Origin of the sequence: Lactobacillus sp. M0396, assembly GCF_016101625.1 — a bacterium.
Classification (GTDB): domain Bacteria; phylum Bacillota; class Bacilli; order Lactobacillales; family Lactobacillaceae; genus Lactobacillus; species Lactobacillus huangpiensis.
In genome coordinates this window covers 136045-153460 of record NZ_JACFQE010000004.1, presented here as the reverse complement: position 1 = coordinate 153460, position 17416 = coordinate 136045, and the positions used below count along the sequence as shown (strand labels likewise).

Here is a 17416-nt window from a genome sequence, read left to right as displayed (position 1 = left end):
ATCCTTTCGTTAGAAACTAAGCTTGATTTAACGCAGATTCAACAGCCTCTTTAAATGCACGACTTGATGCAGAAGCTCCAGATACAGCATCTACATTAACTGTTTTGTTAGTCAGCATTTCTTGTTTCATTTTCTTAATAGCTTTTTCACCGTAGTCAGGTGATTCGCTTTCTTTTAAAACTTCAATATTGGTTGGACGCTTATCACTGTCAACTGTTACTCGCACTACTATTTCATTGCCCATGCCGCTTGTTGATTTGCCAATATATTGATTTTCAGCAGTGGAATAATCTTCTTGTTTAGCTTCTGATTCAGGAAATGCAGCATCAGTATTATTTTCACTAGCACTGGCACCTGAGACTACTAGATCATCTTTAGTCTTGGCGGCATTTTCTCCAGCTAGTTTACCGAATATTAAGCAGTCAGCTATGTCTCCGCCGCCATTATATTGATTTGCACCGATATGACCCAGTTCACCAGCAGCATATAAGTGTGGCAAAACTTTTTGATCTGTATCTATGACTTCAGCATTTTCATTTCGACGTGGTCCACCTTGAGTGTTTAACATCGTATGTTGCTGAGCTAAAGAATAGAACGGACCTGCAAGTGAAATTTTAACCATTGATTCTGGCTTACGTCCACACTGATAATCGACTCCCTGATCAACAAAGAAATTATATGTGTTCAAAGTATTTTCTAAAACTGCCCGATCAACTTTTATTTCTTTAGCTAAATCTGAGATAGTTTCTGACTTAACTACTTTAGTTAAAGCTTCTTTTTGAAATTCATCATTATCAGCTGAGAATAGTTCATCGTATTTTTTCTGATCAAAAATCATATGAGGATGTACTTGGGCTAAAGGAATTCTCCAAAGGCCATGATTATAGCGATGACCATGACGGGTTGGATCGTCTTCTGCTACATAACGCGTACCATCATCACCAACTGTGATCAAGGAACCGGCAAATAATGCTTTCCATGCCATAATGTTATGAGCTCTTTGGCCTTTAGGAGCGGCTAAATTAACAGTTCCACCTGGTTCATAATTATTCATATGCCATAAATCCGCACCAACTTCTATAGCCATTTTGATGCCATCGCCATTGTTATAAAGCGTACCGTATGGTAATAAATTAGTTTCACCTAAATAATCCTGTACCATTTGTTCGTTATTTTCAAATCCGCCAAGCGCTAAAACTACACCATTTTTTGCTTGAACATTGAACAGCTTGTCTTTATTTTCAATCTGTACACCTATAATTGTCTTATCCGTATCCTGGATTAAGTGCTTTGCTGGTGTTGAATAAAGCACATCAATTTTGTCGCTGCGATCCAGTACATTCTGCCGCAATTTTTTCCAAAGAGCAGCATCAAATATCTGATCATGCACTAACAAGTCATCATTGGTGTCTGCACCTTCAAATTCAGGATATTCAGCACTCATATAAGCCAACATAGCAACATTTTTGTTACCTGGATTATTTTTCACACTAAAAGCTTTTCCACCCAAATATTTTTCAAAATAATCTGATAAATTGACCATACCTTTTACAAAGGTTTCAAGCACCTTCTCGTCCAAATCAAGTGGAGCGGTCATTTTTTGATAATACTTTTTGAGCTTATCATAATCGTAACCTGCTTCAACTATCTGACCACAGTATCTGGTATTGCCACCTTCATGTCCTTCTGGAGCACTGTCAACCAGGAGGACTTTTGCTCCTTTGTCTGCAGCGAAACGCGCCGCTGTGGCTCCTGCTCCACCAAATCCAATTACAACAACATCATAAGTCGCATTCCAGGTTTCGTTGTCTTTTAAAAACATTTTGTTTTCTCCTAAATTAAATTGCATTTATGCTATTAGACTGTAAAATCTTTTGCAGTCTGTATTCTCTAACCGTTAATCCGGACCATTTCTTAAAAGCTTTATAAAATGAGGCAACACTGTTAAAACCGACTAAGAAACTTACCTCAGCAGTATTTAAAGTTTTATCTTGCAGCAGGTTTTGTGCCAAAATTTTTTGCACAAGACTAAGTTGCTTTTTAAATGTAGTATCCTCATTTTGCAACCACCTTTGTAATGTCCGTGAAGAAATACCTAATTCACTTGCTACATCATTTAGTTGAAAATTGCCCCCAGCAATCAACTTAAAAAGAGTGTTTTGTACAACAGCCGAAATTGGAGGGTTGATATTTAATTTTTTGATGTATTTTTTTAAACCAGGTTCAATAAAGTTCCACATTACGTCGTTCTTGGTCATAAATGGCTGCTCTAAATCATGTTTTTTAAACACCAAATAATTGTCTAAACTATTTTGAGCTTCAACACCTAAATAACTATTAATTTGCGATCCATATTTGTATTTGCTACCAATAGATACAGGAACAATATTTTTATTTGTTCCAGCTCTAATCAGACTAACTAAAGAAATTTGATCAACTAGTAGACTAAAACGTGAGAATTTACGATATTGATCCAGGTATCTGATGTGAATTCTTAAATTTTCACCTTCTTTAAATCTTCCCATTTCGATTGGCCCTATAAGCTGCTGATAGGTTGCCAACCGAGAAATTGCCTGTATTCCATTTTTACTTGATAATGCAGCAAAATATGGAGGAACAAACTGGTAAAAATTTCGAACATCACTGCAAGCCAGTAACTGCTTATCAGTGGCTTCTTTATCAAGTACTTGAAATACGTGTGAGTTTTTTATCCATTTAGCATTAAGGTATTTATCCATCATGCTGGAATCAAGCAACCCAGAAATTGAATCAAATGGATAACCTAACTCTTGTAAAAAGTCTTTTAATTCAGTTGTTATCTTTTGGTTCACGGTATATTCCTCCATTCAATTCGTATTGTATACCCTTTCATTTTATCAAAATATGTTCAATTGCGATAATTTATGTCAAAACCTGCCACATCATAGTTGAATTATAATAAAACGAACAAATAAAAAAGGTTGAATTTTTAAAAATTCAACCTTCTACTTTACTTCGCAATTGATACAGCTCGTTTTTCACGAATAACTGTTATTTTAATATTACCCGGGTAATCAAGTTCCTTTTCAATTTGGTTACGAATGTCTCGTGCCAATACGGTAATACGATCATCTGAAATTTTATCAGGCTCAACCATTACGCGAACTTCACGTCCAGCTTGAATAGCATATGCCTGTTTAACTCCATCATACCTGCTAGCTATTTCTTCCAGGTCAGTAAGTCTTCTAATATAATTTTCCAAACTTTCGCTTCTGGCACCGGGTCTTGCAGAAGAAATTGTATCCGCTGCAACTACCAATTCAGCAATAAACGATAACTTCGGCACATCTCCATGATGTGCTGCAATTGCATTAACAACCACATCCGGCTCATGATACTTCCTAGTCAATTCCACGCCTATTTCAACGTGTGAACCTTCAATATCATGGTCGACTGCTTTTCCAATATCGTGTAATAATCCCGCGCGAACCGCTAATTTTTCATTTAATCCAAGCTCCGCAGCCATTGTCCCAGCTAATTTTGCAACTTCAATTGAGTGACCTAAAACATTTTGACCGTAGGATGTACGGTATTTAAGTCTACCCAATATTTTAACCAGCTCAGGATTCATTTTATGAATTCCCAGCTCCATTAGAGCGCTTTCTCCAGCTTCGTAAATATCATCATTTACCTCTTTACGAGCCTTGTCAACTGTCTCTTCAATTCTAGCCGGATGAATTCTTCCGTCCTTAATTAAACGCTCCATTGCCCTTTTAGCAATTTCACGTCGAATTGCATCAAAACCACTTAGCGTGACAACTTTAGGTGTGTCATCAATAATTAGATCCACCCCGGTAAGTGCCTCAAAAGATCTGATATTACGCCCTTCACGACCGATAATACGACCTTTCATTTCCTCATTAGGCAAATCAACGACTGACACTGTAGTTTCGGCTACTGTATCAGCAGAACTGCTCTGAATAGCATCAATAATTATTTTACGTGCATAGTGATCCGCCTTGGCTTTTACTTCTGCATTACTATTACTAATCATTTCTGCTCGTTCTTTAACTAATTGGTCTGCCAATTGATTTAAGACGAGCTTTTTCGCCTGCTCCTTGTCTAAATGAGCAACTTCGTAAAGTTTTTGTGTAGTCTGTTCGACCAATTCATCAGCCTTTTGCAATTTAGCAGTTAATTCAGTTTGCTTTTGTTCCAGCTGTTCATCTTTTTTAGCTAAATCTTCCTCTCTTTCTTTTAGCAAAGAGTTTTTATGATCGAGAGTATCCTCTCGTTGTGTTAAGCGATTTTGATCGCGTGCTATTGTATCACGTTTGTCGTTTAATTCATCTTCAACTTTTTGTCGATAATCTTGAATTTGTTCTTGAGCTTCAAGAATTTTTTCCTTTTTAGTGTTTTGCGCACTTTGTTTTATAGCGTCAGCTGCCTGCTTCTGTGCATTGACTTCAGCCTTAGCAGCGTCGACTCGTGCTTTTGCTTCGGTTAAAATATGATCGGCATCGTTTTGAGCATTTTGGGCTTTCTTCTCCCAAATTTTTTTACGTATAGCGTATCCTACAACTGTGCCTACTATAATTGAAATAATAGCAATCGCGACGGGAATCAAAAATTTATTCATCATGATTTCTATCGCCTTTTTATTTTTTTAGATTATTCACACAATATTAATGATAAAGAACCACGGGGATTATGTCAAACGTCATGAAAAAAACCTCAACCAGTTTTCACAGGTCGAGGTCTATTTCTTCATAGTTAGCTACTTTTGCTGTCAGCTTCTTTTTTATCAGAAGCTTCCTTTTCTTTACTTGCAACTTTCTTAGCTTTTTTTTCTTTTATTTTTTCTGGATCTTCTCTTTCAGCTACGGATTCTTCATCAATACCAAATGCCTGACGAACTTGCTTCTGAACATCATCATAAACATCAGGATGATCTTCAAGATACTTTTTCGCATTTTCACGACCTTGTCCAATTCGTTCATCATGATATGAATACCAAGAACCAGCTTTAGCAATAATGTCCTTGTCAGCGGCCATATCCAAAAGTTCGCCGCTTTGCGAGATACCTTTACCATACATCATATCAACTTCGGCAACTTTGAATGGTGGTGCAACTTTATTTTTAACAACTTTAATTTTTACACGGTTACCAGTAATTTCACCGCCAGTTTGCTTGATTTTTTCCGCTCTTCTGATTTCTAGGCGTATAGTAGCATAAAACTTGAGTGCACGACCACCTGGTGTAGTTTCAGGATTACCAAACATGATCCCAACTTTTTCACGTATTTGATTAATAAAAATTGCTATAGTTTTAGTCTTATTAATATTACCTGAAAGTTTACGCAATGCTTGACTCATTAAACGTGCTTGCAGTCCAACGTGACTGTCACCCATCTCGCCGTCAATTTCAGCTTGAGGTACAAGTGCTGCAACTGAATCAACTACTAAAATATCAATTGCACCACTCGTAATCAATGTGTCCGCAATCTGCAATCCCTCTTCACCAGTGTTGGGCTGGGATAAAATTAGTGAATCAACATCAACACCTAGTGCTTCTGCATAAGCAGGATCCATCGCATTTTCAGCATCAATATAAGCAGCGGTGCCGCCTCTTTTTTGCACTTCAGCGACCGCATGTAAAGCTACTGTCGTCTTACCAGAAGACTCTGGTCCGTAAATTTCTACAATTCTACCACGGGGATAGCCGCCAACTCCTAAGGCCGCATCAAGAGCAAGCGAACCTGAAGGAACAGTTGAAATTTTGGTGTCAGCTTTATCGCCCATACGCATGACGGCGCCTTTACCAAAATTCTTTTCAATTTTCTTAAGCGCATTTTCCAATGCAGCTTGTTTTTCATCTTTGGCCAAGACTCTTGTCCTCCTATAAATAGTTTCATCATTTTAATACGTAATAATTATACTTTGCTTTAGTGTATATTTGCAAGAAAAAAGGCGAACAAATGTTTATTAATTTTGTTCACAATAATAGTTACGCAAAAACCAGCAAAACTTTTTTAGTTTGCCTTTTTTAATCCTTTTGGTTCTAAAATTTTTTGCAAGAAGTTCAAAATGACATCTGCTAAAATTGCCATTAAAGCTGTAGGAAGAGCACCAGCCAGTATAATTGCACTGCCGTTGGTAGCATTAGTTCCACGGATAATAATATCACCTAACCCGCCAGCACCAACAAATGAGCCAATTGATGTAATACCAATAGCTATTACTAAAGCGTTTTTTAAACCTGCTATAATAACTGACATCGATAAAGGCAGACGAACCATGTAAAGCAGCTGAAACTTTGTCATACCCATACCTTTACCAGAATCAATAACATTTTTATTAACATTACTCATACCAGTATATGTATTTTTTATAATAGGTAAAAGTGAATAAAGTGTAACAGTTACAATAACAGTCATAACACCTAAACCCAGACCAATCATTACAATGGACAACAGAGCCAAAGATGGAATAGTTTGAATAAAGTTGGCAATTTCAACAACAAAGTCACCTAAATGACCATTGTGGGAGATAAAAATTCCTACTGGAATTCCTATAATTGCAGCAAATAATACCCCATATATTGAAATGAGAAAAGTACGATTAAATTGTTCCAATACGTAACTGCCATTATGGGCATAATAATAAATAAACTGCTGCCACAATGATAAATGAGACATTATTTCTCCCCCCTAAAGTAATTATGCTTTACTAAAAATTGATGTGCAACAATAGCCGGCTCAAGCAATTTATCATCAACTTGGAAATTCATTTTACGAATATCATGAACACTCACATTGCCAACTAACCGTTTCAGTATCGGCTTTAATTCAGGATGCTCGCGCAACAAATAATTATTGATTAACATCCCACAATTATATGGTGGAAAGAAATGCTTATCATCTTTGAGAAGATGTAAATTATAGCTGTCAATTCGACCATCTGTTGAATAGCCCAAAATGACATCCATTTTTCCACTATTCAAAGCAGAATATACTAAACCTATGTTCATAGGATGGGCTTTAGAAAAAGTCATTCCATATGCTGTTTGAAAAGCCGGATAACCTACTCCTGGGGCATTAACCCACTCCGATGCTACACCAAAAGAAAATTTGTCTTTAACTTTCTTTAAATCTGAAATTTTATAAAGATGATATTTCTTTTGATCTTTTTCTCTAACCATAAAGGCATAATTATTAGCAAAACCATAGGTATGCAAATAAGTTTGGTCCCATCTCTTTTTTACTTCTCTGCGAACCGTATCGTTTGCCTTCTTGGAATCTTTAATCGCAGGTAAGAGCAAATTGGCTGTTAATTCACCACCATCATACGCAGCTGCTTGAATATCGGCATCATGACGATACAATGCCTGGTGCTGCATAGGTGCAGACCCTAAATTATTAACAATAGAAGTCTTGTATGATGTTTCATGCTCAATTAATTGGGCAACAATATTAGCCATAATTTGCGACTCAGTCGTTGTTAGTGCCGTAATTCTAATATTTTTTTCACTACCCTCACTATCAGAAAGTCCCGGTAGACCACAAGCACTAGTAGTAAGCATTATGAGCAGGGTGGCTATCATTAATAATATTTTTTGCAAATACTTTTTCACGATAAACACCTCCTTATATTCCCTTTGGAGTCAGCTTACGTTCCAGCTTACCCAATAGGTAATCCGTAAGAAGTGCCAAAATGATTACTGGAATCGTTCCTCCAAAAATCAAATCCGTTTGGTAGAGGCTAAGTCCGTTAAAAATAAAATCTCCTAAGCCGCCAGCTCCGATATACGATGCAAGAGTTGCCCAGGCAATTACATAAATAGCAGAAAGTCTGATTCCTGCCATAATTACAGGCATGGCTAAAGGAATATCAACTTTTAAAATAAGCTGCATATTAGTCATGCCTAACCCGCGTGCAGAATCAATTGTATCTTGATTAACATCAGTTAATCCAACATATGTGTTACGTAAAATGGGCATTAAACTATAAAGAAAAAGAGCGATAATTGCTGGTACTTTACCAACACCAAAAAATGGTATCATAATTGCCAGCAAAGCCAAAGCCGGTATAGTTTGTAACATACTGGCTATTGCTATTACCACTTTAGCAATTCGCTTAAATTTCATTAATATAACGCTCAGTGGAACTGCAACTAGTATTCCCAGTCCTAAAGAAATAGCAGAAATATATATTTGTTGCCAAGTTTTTACTAATAACTCGGAACCGTGTTGTGCAAAAAAGGCTGACATTATTATTTCGCCTCTTTTTCTGAAGAACTTTGCAGGTGACTTTTATCGCCCCATATTTTTTCATAAACAACATTTACTAAACTAGCCCGAGTGACTATACCTACTAATTTTTTGTCAGAATCTGTTACTGGTATGTAACTCTTATTACGACTCATAATCCGACTAAAATTATCACGTAGATATTCCTCAGGACCGACAGTGCCTAGCTTAGTAATCAATATATCACTGACACTACTTACTTTAGGGTAATTCCTTTGCAAATCATCAATTGAAATGTAACCTTTGAGGTGGTCTCCATTATCAACGACTAAAAGCGTATCAACGCGATGCTCCTTCATCATAGTTAAAGCATCAGTGAGTGAAGCACCTAAATCAATTTTTGTTGGATTGGTCAACATCACATTTTTAACTTTTACAGTTTCATATTTTGCTTCTGACAAGCGCTCCTCACCAATCAAGCTCTTAACGTAGTCATTTGCAGGATGATGTAGAATCTGGTCAGGTGTTCCTACTTGGATCAACTGTCCATCATGCAAAACAACTACTTTAGTTGCAAGCTTTAATGCCTCATCCATGTCATGAGTGACAAAAACAATTGTTTTGCCTAAGCGTACTTGTAAGTTTTGAACCAAGTTCTGCAAGCTTTCACGCGTTATTGGATCGAGTGCGCCAAATGGTTCATCCATTAATATCAAGTTTTGATCTGCCGCAAGCGCACGTACGACACCTATTCTTTGCTGCTGACCACCAGATAGCTCTGTTGGGTATCTGTCTAAATATGACTCAGGTAATTCAGCCATTTTAATAAGCTTTTGTGCTTCTCCAGCCAGCTTTTCTTTAGGCCACTTTAATAATTTTGGTACTAAAATGATATTTTCTCTGATGGTCATATGAGGCATTAAACCATTATTCTGAATAACGTAACCGATATGACGCCTTAAATTGACAGGATTGAAACTTTTAACATTCTTGCCGTTAACAAGTACTTCACCTTTAGTTACACTGTTCATGCGATTTATCATACGCATTATAGTTGTCTTTCCTGAACCGGAGGTGCCAATCAGGCAGCAAAAATCACCTTTTTCTATTTTAAAACTAATATGTTTAACAGCTGCATTTTTCATCTTAGGATATATTTTTGAAACGTCCCGAAATTCAACTGTTGGTACTTTTTCTACCATAAAATTTCCTCCTTTTTCCAATATTCCCTTAATTTAATCCTAACAAGTAAATGTAACTTAATCAACAGTCTGTCTTTTCAACAGCAGTTTATATTAAAAATAATGCACAAAAAAACACTACTAAATGCAGTGCTTTTTTTCTATATTAACTTTTCATTAATTTACATTGATCCTTCGAAAACATCCCATGAACTGCGGAAATAATCCCAACCAGAATAAATTGTAAAGATTAATGCAATGTATAGCAAAATTGTTCCTATGTGATGGAAGTCTCCGATTAACAGGAAAATAATTGAAAGCATTTGAAAAGTTGTTTTAATCTTGCCAGGCATGGCTGCAGCCATAACTTGACCCTTGTTTTCTGCCAATATTAAGCGCAAACCTGTTACTGCTAATTCACGACAAACTATAATAGCGATAACCCAGTCAGGAGCCAGATTTAACGAAATTAACATGATAAAAGCAGTCATGGTAAGCATTTTATCTGCCAGCGGATCCGCAAATTTACCAAAATTGGTAACAAGGTTGCGTGATCTTGCTATGTGCCCATCAAACCAATCCGTTGCAGATGCCACTGCAAAAACAATAGCTGCAATGACTAGTTTCCAATAAACAGTTGTTCCTGCAACCTTAACACTAGCATCGCCACCAAAAATGACAATTAACATAAAAACTGGTATCAATAATATTCTAAAAACCGTTAACTTATTAGGCAAATTCATTCTTAACTTTTCCTCCCAAAATAATTATCTTTCATTACTATCATTCCCACCTGAAGAAGTGCCACCTGAATGACCAGATTCACTACTGTGTTCATTATTATTTGACTGATTGCTATCATGGCCTGACTGATTATTATTCTGGTTACTCTGGTTATTATTTTGATTACTTTCTTGGCTATTGGATGAACTAGAATTATTGTTGCCACTAGTACCATTATTAGTGCTATGACTGCCAGTTTGATTATGGCTCTGGTTTTGATGATTTGAATTACTATGTCCTGAATTATTGGTCGTGGTTCCAGAATTGTTCTGATTATTTTGAGTTTGATTACTTTGATTGCTGTTGCGTTTACCAATATAAAAGGTCAAAGAAAGATTCGAATTCTGAGCAGTATATGGAACTTTTTTACCACCAATTGTAACTGAAGTCCCGACAGCATTACTGAAAGTAACAACAACAGTTTGAGCAGTTTCAGGAATCCTCAATGTGTGCTTTTGACCAGCAGATAAAGTCTGACCACTTTGGTTAACGCCGTTCATAGCAATAGAAACTGTAGTAGCCTGATCACCGGCTCGCACAACCAAATTACGATTATTTTTTAGACCGGTAATTTGGAACTGATTTGTAGCTAATTCTTTAATTTTTACGCTCTTCTTTTTAGGTTTCTTGATCTTTTGACGACGTTTATCATTATCTGAAGAAACTGATACATCACCCGCTGTACTATTATTTTCATTGCGGTTAGAAGAGAAATGAGCATAAACAACATAGCATACCAAAATAACAACGATTATTCCCAGGCCAACAATAATTCGTGGAAGGTAATCTTGCCATATCTTTTTCTTATTATTAGTTGTTTTGCTGACTTCTTCACTTTTATTGTCAATCGAATCTTCAACAAATTCTTCAGGTTCAGCCTTAGGTATATCCTCATGATATTCACTTAGCAGCTTTTTACCATCTAAACCGACTATTTGAGCATACTGTCTGATAAATGCTCTTACATAAAAATCACCCGGAAGCTTATCAAAATCATTTTGCTCAATCGCCGTCAGATATCTGCCTTGAATTTTGGTTGCTTTTTCAATATCTTCAATTGAAAGTCCCTTAGCCTCTCTGGCACTGCGTAATTTATCTCCGATATCTGCCATAGTTACCTCTTTAAATCTTAAATTTACTCTTTGAGTATAACATATACTACATACTATTTTTATATTTAAATGAGCCAGCCACCACTTACATAAATGGTCTGACCAGTTAAATATCCAGAATTAACGTCCAGCAGCGTTTTAACCCAATAGGAGATGTCTTTGCCTTCTGCTAAACGTCCAACAGGTATTTCGCCCCTAACCTCTTCCATTGCTTCTGGTGCTAATATTGAATTCATTGATGTGTTGACCGCGCCTGGTGCTAAAACATTAACTGTGAGATTGGCAGAAGCCACTTCACGAGAATATGCTTGTGCGAAGCGCTCAAGTCCAGATTTTGAAGAACTGTAGACAGCTTCCATAGCGCTGCCTGAACCACCATAAACCGAACCTAAATAAACAATACGACTATAATCACTTTTTATCAAATGAGGTTCTAACAAGCCTGTTAATTTAATAGGAGTAATCAAATTTATGTGCAAAACTTCATCAATTTTTGTCATATTCTGACTGCTAACAAAATTATAATCTGTAACTCCTTGGGCAAATACCACTGCGTTCACTGGCAAAAGCTCACTAACAAATTCTTTTAATTCGTCATTTTTAGCCAAAAAATCTAACTTTATAGGAATAAAGTCCTGACTAGGATATTTTTGACTCATTCCTTCAGCCATAGTATAGGCCTTTTGCCAATTTTGACTGCAATGAACATAAAGAGACCAACCGGCATTGGCTAAGTCAGCACAAATCGCTTGACCAATGCCACCTGTTGCACCAAATACAAGTGCTCGCTGCAATTAAAACATTCCTTTTATTTTATTTTAGTATGAAGATGACCATATAGCTAAACTAGTCTGTTAACGATAAATTCAGTTATGCATTCATATTCAATTTTATTTTAACATTATTTTTTTGCAAATTTGAACTAATAAAACGACATAATAAACTTTCTTAAAAATTAGGTCTTGTCCTCATCTTTTTTAGGCGGTAACAAAACTTGACGAGGCTTTGATCCTTCAGATGGGCCCACAATACCCTTCTCCTCCATCGCATCAACTATTCTGGCTGCACGATTATAGCCTATACGAAATCTTCTTTGTAAAAGTGATACACTTGCTGTTTGTTGCTGTCTTACCAGTTCAACAGCCTGATCATAAAATTCATCCTCTGGCTCGTCATCTTGTTTTTCTGAATTTTCTTGACCTTTTTGCGGAATCATCCCTTTATCATATTCAGGCTTTTGTTGTTTCTTTACCCAAGAAATTATCTTCTCAACCTCACTTGAAGAAACATAAGCACCTTGAATTCGTTCAGGTTTGGAGGCTCCTACCGGCATGTATAACATGTCTCCTCTGCCGAGCAACTTCTCAGCTCCAGTTTGGTCTAAAATTGTTCTTGAATCAATACCACTTGAAACAGCAAAAGAAATTCGAGATGGTACGTTTGCCTTAATTAAACCGGTAATGACATCAACACTCGGTCGTTGAGTAGCCAATATCATGTGAATTCCTGCAGCGCGTGCCATTTGCCCTAAACGAACAATTGCACCTTCAACATCGCGGCCACCAACCATCATCAGATCACTAAGTTCATCAACCACTACCAAAATATATGGCAATGGTTTCATTGCAGGCTTCGATTTATCTTGATTATTGAGTTGAACCTTATCATTAAACTCACCCACATTACGGACACCACTTGCGGCAAATAGTTTATAGCGTCGTTCCATTTCCTTAACAGCTTTGCCTAATGCATTCGCAGCTAACTTAGCATCTGTAACTACCGGTATCAACAAATGTGGTACACCATTATAAACTGAAAGCTCAACCATTTTAGGATCAATTAAAATCAACTTAACTTGATCCGGCAGTGCCTTCATTAATATACTTGTTAAAATGGTATTGATTGCAACAGACTTTCCGGAACCTGTCGAACCAGCAATGAGAAGGTGGGGCATTTTAGTTAGGTCAGCTGAAATCGTTTGTCCGCTAACATCCTTTCCCAAAGGTACTTGCATAGGATCTTTTTTAGCCCTATTATCTTGACTCTGCATTACATCTTTAAAAGCAACGACCGAAGTGTTTTTATTGGGCACCTCTATACCAATATATGGTTTGCCGGGTATAGGTGCTTCTATTCTGATATCTTTTGCCGCCAAGGCAAGAGCCAAATCATCTGCTAAATTAACAATCCTGCTAACTTTAACTCCAACAGCAGGCTGTACTTCATAACGTGTAATTGTAGGACCCAAAATTGCTTTTTTTATGATAACTTTGACGCCAAAACTTTTAAAAGTAGACTGTAAAGTTTGCGTATTTTTGCGAATAAGAGCCTTATCGGTACTTTGATCAATATTCTTAATGCTATCAAGCAAGGTTAAAGGAGGTTTTTGATAATTTGGTCTTACTTTCTGATCTTGTTTAAGTTCGCCATGATCAACAGATTCCAATTCTTGCTTAATTTTCTTATCTTCTTCAACAAAAGAATGTGATTTAGGTAAATTGCCACTGGTATTATTAGTTTTGCTCTCTTTTTGATTATTATTTTGACTGGCCACCTGAATTTGTGGCTCAACTGGAGAATGTTCTGGCATATCACCAAATTCAGATTCATGCGAAACAGAATTGTCTACGTCCTTAGTGTCTGCAAACTCTTCAGACGACTTGTCATTAACAGCAAAATCATCAACATCAGGAAAAACCATATTTTTAGAATCCGATGTTTCCTGAAAATTTTGAGATTGTTCATTCAAGTTCTTCTGTTGTTGTTTTTCTTTGAATGAACCATATTTATCTTTTATTTTCGTGCCAGCTGCCTTGTTTTTATCAATAAAAAGCTGACTAACCGTCTGAAATTTTTTAATTATAGTTGCAAACTTTACATCAAAGAACATCAAAATACCACATGGAATTAGTAGAATTGCAATTACTCGCAATCCTATATGACCTAGTAAGGGATAAAATATTTGGTAGCATAATGCACCAATTACTCCTCCACCAACATGTTGGGTAACAGCCATTCTGCCAAATTCAGCAGATATTTCATGCCAGAATGCATTCATAAACGCATTATTTACAAATTCACTTTCAAAATAAACGCTGCTCTGAATTAATAAAAATCCGAGTATTGCAAAAAACAGACCACAACTGCGCTTAAATTTAAAGTGCATCGGCTTGTTATAAATCAGCATAACCAGGCCAAAAATAATACAAATTCCAGCAGCTAATAAATAGGAATCTCCAAAAAAGAAACGAAAAATATTCGCAACTTGTTTACCAAGAATTCCAAATTTAACAAATGCCAAAACTGAAATAATAATTTGTACAAGGCCAAAAATTGCCCAAGTAATTCCAGTATTCTGATTTTTCTTATGAGACTTGGTGGTTTTTCTCCTCTTCTTTTTAGGCATAATACTACCTAATCAACAATTAAAAATTTGCTTGGAAGTTCAAATTAACTGGTTCATCCAAAGTAATTTGAGTAACTTCATAAGTAAGGGTTTCAATATATTCAACTAATGGCCGACTAAGCAACTTATAATCTGTCTTTTCCAGGTCGCTGCCATCACCAAAATAATCTTTGATTTTAACGATCTGACTAATCATTCCGCTAACCGAAAAATCACCTGGCGCTGGTGCCACGTCAAAAATAACAGTCACATCAAAATAATTGCCGTCAGAACCAGCATCAGTTGAACCATCATCATTTTGTTTTTCGACCTTTTTTAAGCCAAAATTTACCTGATCTTTAACTTCCTGGTCTTCATTAATATCATAATGAAAGTTTTTGACTATAACAGGAGTTTCTTTTTCAAATTCCATCTTATTTTCCTCCTAAATTTCTTTCATACCTCTCAGGGCGATTGTAGTTATCTTTTAATTTATCATTTTCATAATGATGTGTAGTTTCTAAATTAGGAAAACCTTGCTGACGCAATGCTTCAAGTAAAACTATCGCCACTGAGTTAGCCAAATTATAACAACGAATATTATCCGACATAGGTATTCTCAAATTGCGTTCGTAATATTCTCGCATAAATGTTTCTGGTAAACCAGTAGTTTCTTTGCCAAACACAAAGTAGTAATTTTTCGCAGAATCTGTATAATCTATTTCCGCATAATTTTTTGAAGAAAATTTAGAAATAAGATACATTTCGTCTTGAGGACCAAGTTGACCTAGGAATGCATTAAGATCTTCATGTACCCGAACGTCAACCTTATCCCAATAATCCAAGCCAGCTCGTTTCATTTTTTTGTTATCGATTTGAAAACCTAATGGCTCAATCAAATCAAGAACTGTATTAGTCCCGGCACAAGTTCGGGCAATATTACCAGTATTAGCTGGCATTAGTGGCTCATATAACACTACGCGATTTGTCAATCTTTTTCTCCTTCACTATATTTTTAACAAATAAAACTTATTTTTTTGGCGGTTTTTCTTCTGATCCTGCGATTAAATTATTCGGGTTCTCAGCCGCAACTTGGAAGTTTTCCTCATCTTCATCTTCTTTGAATACCTGAGAAACATTACGGTAATAGTTATAAACACGCAAAATAATAATTTTTAAAATAGCATAAATTGGAATACCAAAAATGACGCCCCATAGTCCCCAAACAGAACTTGAGCCTATCAATAATAAAATAGTGGTTACCGGGTGCATCTCCATCTTGTTTCCCATTACCAAAGGACTAATAACCCTTGATTCAATGGTCTGTTCTATTGCAAAAACAACCAAAACTTTAATTACCATTGGCACAGAAAGCATAATAGCAATCACGATTACAGGTATAAAGGAAATAAAAGTACCAAAATATGGAATAAGGTTAAGAACACCGCTTAAAACAGCAAGGGCAATGCCATACGGAAGTCCAATGATACTGTAACCAATGGCAAACATGATTCCGACCCAAAAGGCAACAGTAAGTTGTCCCCTAATATATGATGCTAGTGCAGTATTAATATCGTAAAGAAGTTCGCCAAAACTTTTCTGCCAGCGCTTCGGTGCAAATTGCATTAAGTAAGGGCGTAAATTGTGAGCATCTTTTAACATAAAAAACAGGATAAAGGGTGCAGTAAGTAGGGTCATAACTATAATAGTAACAACACTAATTGCTGAAGAAATATTGCTAAGCGCTGCATTGACGGCCTCATGACCTGACTTAAAGAGCATATCTTGCGCCCTATTGATAGCATCATTAATATTGCCCTTAACACTGTGAAGTTGCGGATTACTCAGCCAATCCTGTACCGCATTTGTAGCATCCTTCCAGATATGAGGCCAATGAGTAATTAATGAATTAATTTGACTTTGAACAATTGGCAATAAAGTATTAACTATCCAAACGAGCAAAACTGCTACTAAAACAAATAATCCAAGAATAGTAACAATCCTTGGTACTTTGAACTTTCTCTCTAAAATATCTACTAGCGGATTCATAATATAAAACTGAATCAAAGCCAGCATTAACGGAGGAAGAATCGCACTTACAAAGACCTTAGCGGGATTTAAAACAAATGATATTTTGTTGAACAACCAAATCACAAGGAAGAACAACAAAATGTTTAGTAGTGCAATACTAAACCGATTATTCAAAAACCATTTTTGAAATATGGTTCTTTTTTTATGCTTTTTCTCGTAGTCCATCAAATCATCCTAATCAAATATGCTCATATATTATGTCATCACCGATATTAAATTCGGGCATAGCCTGTTTATCTTCTAAAGTAAAATACACACCGTTAGCCAATGGATTTTTTGACTTTTTCTGATTAAAAAACAGTGTAACATGACCCAGAGCCCTCATATCGCTGGCAACCATAGAACCGACAAAGTCAGCAACATAGGTCTGCCCATCAATAGTAATTGTATCGCCTTTTTTCATAATAAAACCAGTGGGAGGAGTTTGGGGATCGAATTTTTGAATAACCGAAACATCGACTAGTTCAGGAGTGACATTTTCACCAAATAAAATCACCATGTTTCCCTTAGGCTCAATAGCTTGCTTACCAATTTTCGTAATAGTTGCTGTCCATTTCATAATTTGCTCTCCTTAAGCTTTAATTTTAGCATAACAAAAACCGCTTAACTAATATATAAGCGGTTTTCTTTGTTACT

General features: G+C 36.3%; 16 protein-coding genes. All 16 read right to left on the bottom strand.

Features of this window, described 5'->3' with window-relative positions:
- Nucleotides 1-16 precede the first annotated feature (16 nt).
- Entirely contained in the window at nucleotides 17-1822 is a 1806-nt protein-coding gene (locus H3T43_RS06455) for an FAD-dependent oxidoreductase (RefSeq protein WP_198213363.1), read from the bottom strand.
- 16 nt (nucleotides 1823-1838) lie between these two features.
- Complete coding sequence (locus H3T43_RS09620) at nucleotides 1839-2831, bottom strand: helix-turn-helix transcriptional regulator (protein WP_198213361.1); 993 nt, start codon at nucleotides 2829-2831, stop codon at nucleotides 1839-1841.
- A 158-nt stretch (nucleotides 2832-2989) separates the two neighbouring features.
- Nucleotides 2990-4618 carry a ribonuclease Y gene (gene rny, locus H3T43_RS06445; protein WP_152560546.1) on the bottom strand — a complete coding sequence of 543 codons (1629 nt, stop codon included), beginning with the start codon at nucleotides 4616-4618 and terminating at the stop codon, nucleotides 2990-2992.
- A gap of 134 nt (nucleotides 4619-4752) precedes the next feature.
- Complete coding sequence (recA, locus tag H3T43_RS06440) at nucleotides 4753-5865, bottom strand: recombinase RecA (protein ID WP_034977431.1); 1113 nt, start codon at nucleotides 5863-5865, stop codon at nucleotides 4753-4755.
- Nucleotides 5866-6011: 146 nt separating this feature from the next.
- Nucleotides 6012-6677 carry an ABC transporter permease gene (locus tag H3T43_RS06435; protein WP_198213359.1) on the bottom strand — a complete coding sequence of 222 codons (666 nt, stop codon included), beginning with the start codon at nucleotides 6675-6677 and terminating at the stop codon, nucleotides 6012-6014.
- Nucleotides 6677-7582 carry an osmoprotectant ABC transporter substrate-binding protein gene (locus H3T43_RS06430; RefSeq protein ID WP_198213419.1) on the bottom strand — a complete coding sequence of 302 codons (906 nt, stop codon included), beginning with the start codon at nucleotides 7580-7582 and terminating at the stop codon, nucleotides 6677-6679. The genes H3T43_RS06435 and H3T43_RS06430 overlap by 1 nt, the downstream gene beginning before the upstream one ends.
- Nucleotides 7583-7625: 43 nt before the next feature.
- Entirely contained in the window at nucleotides 7626-8249 is a 624-nt protein-coding gene (locus tag H3T43_RS06425) for an ABC transporter permease (RefSeq protein ID WP_034977425.1), read from the bottom strand.
- A 2-nt stretch (nucleotides 8250-8251) separates the two neighbouring features.
- Nucleotides 8252-9430 carry an ABC transporter ATP-binding protein gene (locus H3T43_RS06420; protein WP_198213357.1) on the bottom strand — a complete coding sequence of 393 codons (1179 nt, stop codon included), beginning with the start codon at nucleotides 9428-9430 and terminating at the stop codon, nucleotides 8252-8254.
- Between the two features lie 161 nt (nucleotides 9431-9591).
- Nucleotides 9592-10152 (bottom strand): CDP-diacylglycerol--glycerol-3-phosphate 3-phosphatidyltransferase, encoded by a 561-nt coding sequence (pgsA, locus tag H3T43_RS06415; RefSeq protein ID WP_198213355.1) that lies wholly within the window; start codon nucleotides 10150-10152, stop codon nucleotides 9592-9594.
- A gap of 24 nt (nucleotides 10153-10176) precedes the next feature.
- Complete coding sequence (locus H3T43_RS06410) at nucleotides 10177-11304, bottom strand: RodZ family helix-turn-helix domain-containing protein (RefSeq protein ID WP_198213353.1); 1128 nt, start codon at nucleotides 11302-11304, stop codon at nucleotides 10177-10179.
- Between the two features lie 65 nt (nucleotides 11305-11369).
- Entirely contained in the window at nucleotides 11370-12098 is a 729-nt protein-coding gene (gene ymfI, locus H3T43_RS06405; protein WP_198213351.1) for an elongation factor P 5-aminopentanone reductase, read from the bottom strand.
- Between the two features lie 161 nt (nucleotides 12099-12259).
- Nucleotides 12260-14710 (bottom strand): DNA translocase FtsK, encoded by a 2451-nt coding sequence (locus H3T43_RS06400; protein ID WP_198213349.1) that lies wholly within the window; start codon nucleotides 14708-14710, stop codon nucleotides 12260-12262.
- A gap of 19 nt (nucleotides 14711-14729) precedes the next feature.
- Nucleotides 14730-15122 (bottom strand): DUF1149 family protein, encoded by a 393-nt coding sequence (locus tag H3T43_RS06395; RefSeq protein WP_034977408.1) that lies wholly within the window; start codon nucleotides 15120-15122, stop codon nucleotides 14730-14732.
- A gap of 1 nt (nucleotide 15123) precedes the next feature.
- Nucleotides 15124-15681: a tRNA (cytidine(34)-2'-O)-methyltransferase gene (locus tag H3T43_RS06390; protein ID WP_198213347.1), complete on the bottom strand. Its 558-nt coding sequence runs from the start codon at nucleotides 15679-15681 to the stop codon at nucleotides 15124-15126.
- A gap of 37 nt (nucleotides 15682-15718) precedes the next feature.
- Nucleotides 15719-16945 carry an AI-2E family transporter gene (locus tag H3T43_RS06385; RefSeq protein WP_198213345.1) on the bottom strand — a complete coding sequence of 409 codons (1227 nt, stop codon included), beginning with the start codon at nucleotides 16943-16945 and terminating at the stop codon, nucleotides 15719-15721.
- 13 nt (nucleotides 16946-16958) lie between these two features.
- A complete protein-coding gene (locus tag H3T43_RS06380) occupies nucleotides 16959-17339 on the bottom strand; it encodes a PTS glucitol/sorbitol transporter subunit IIA (protein WP_198213343.1) in 381 nt (126 codons plus the stop codon).
- Nucleotides 17340-17416 lie beyond the last annotated feature (77 nt).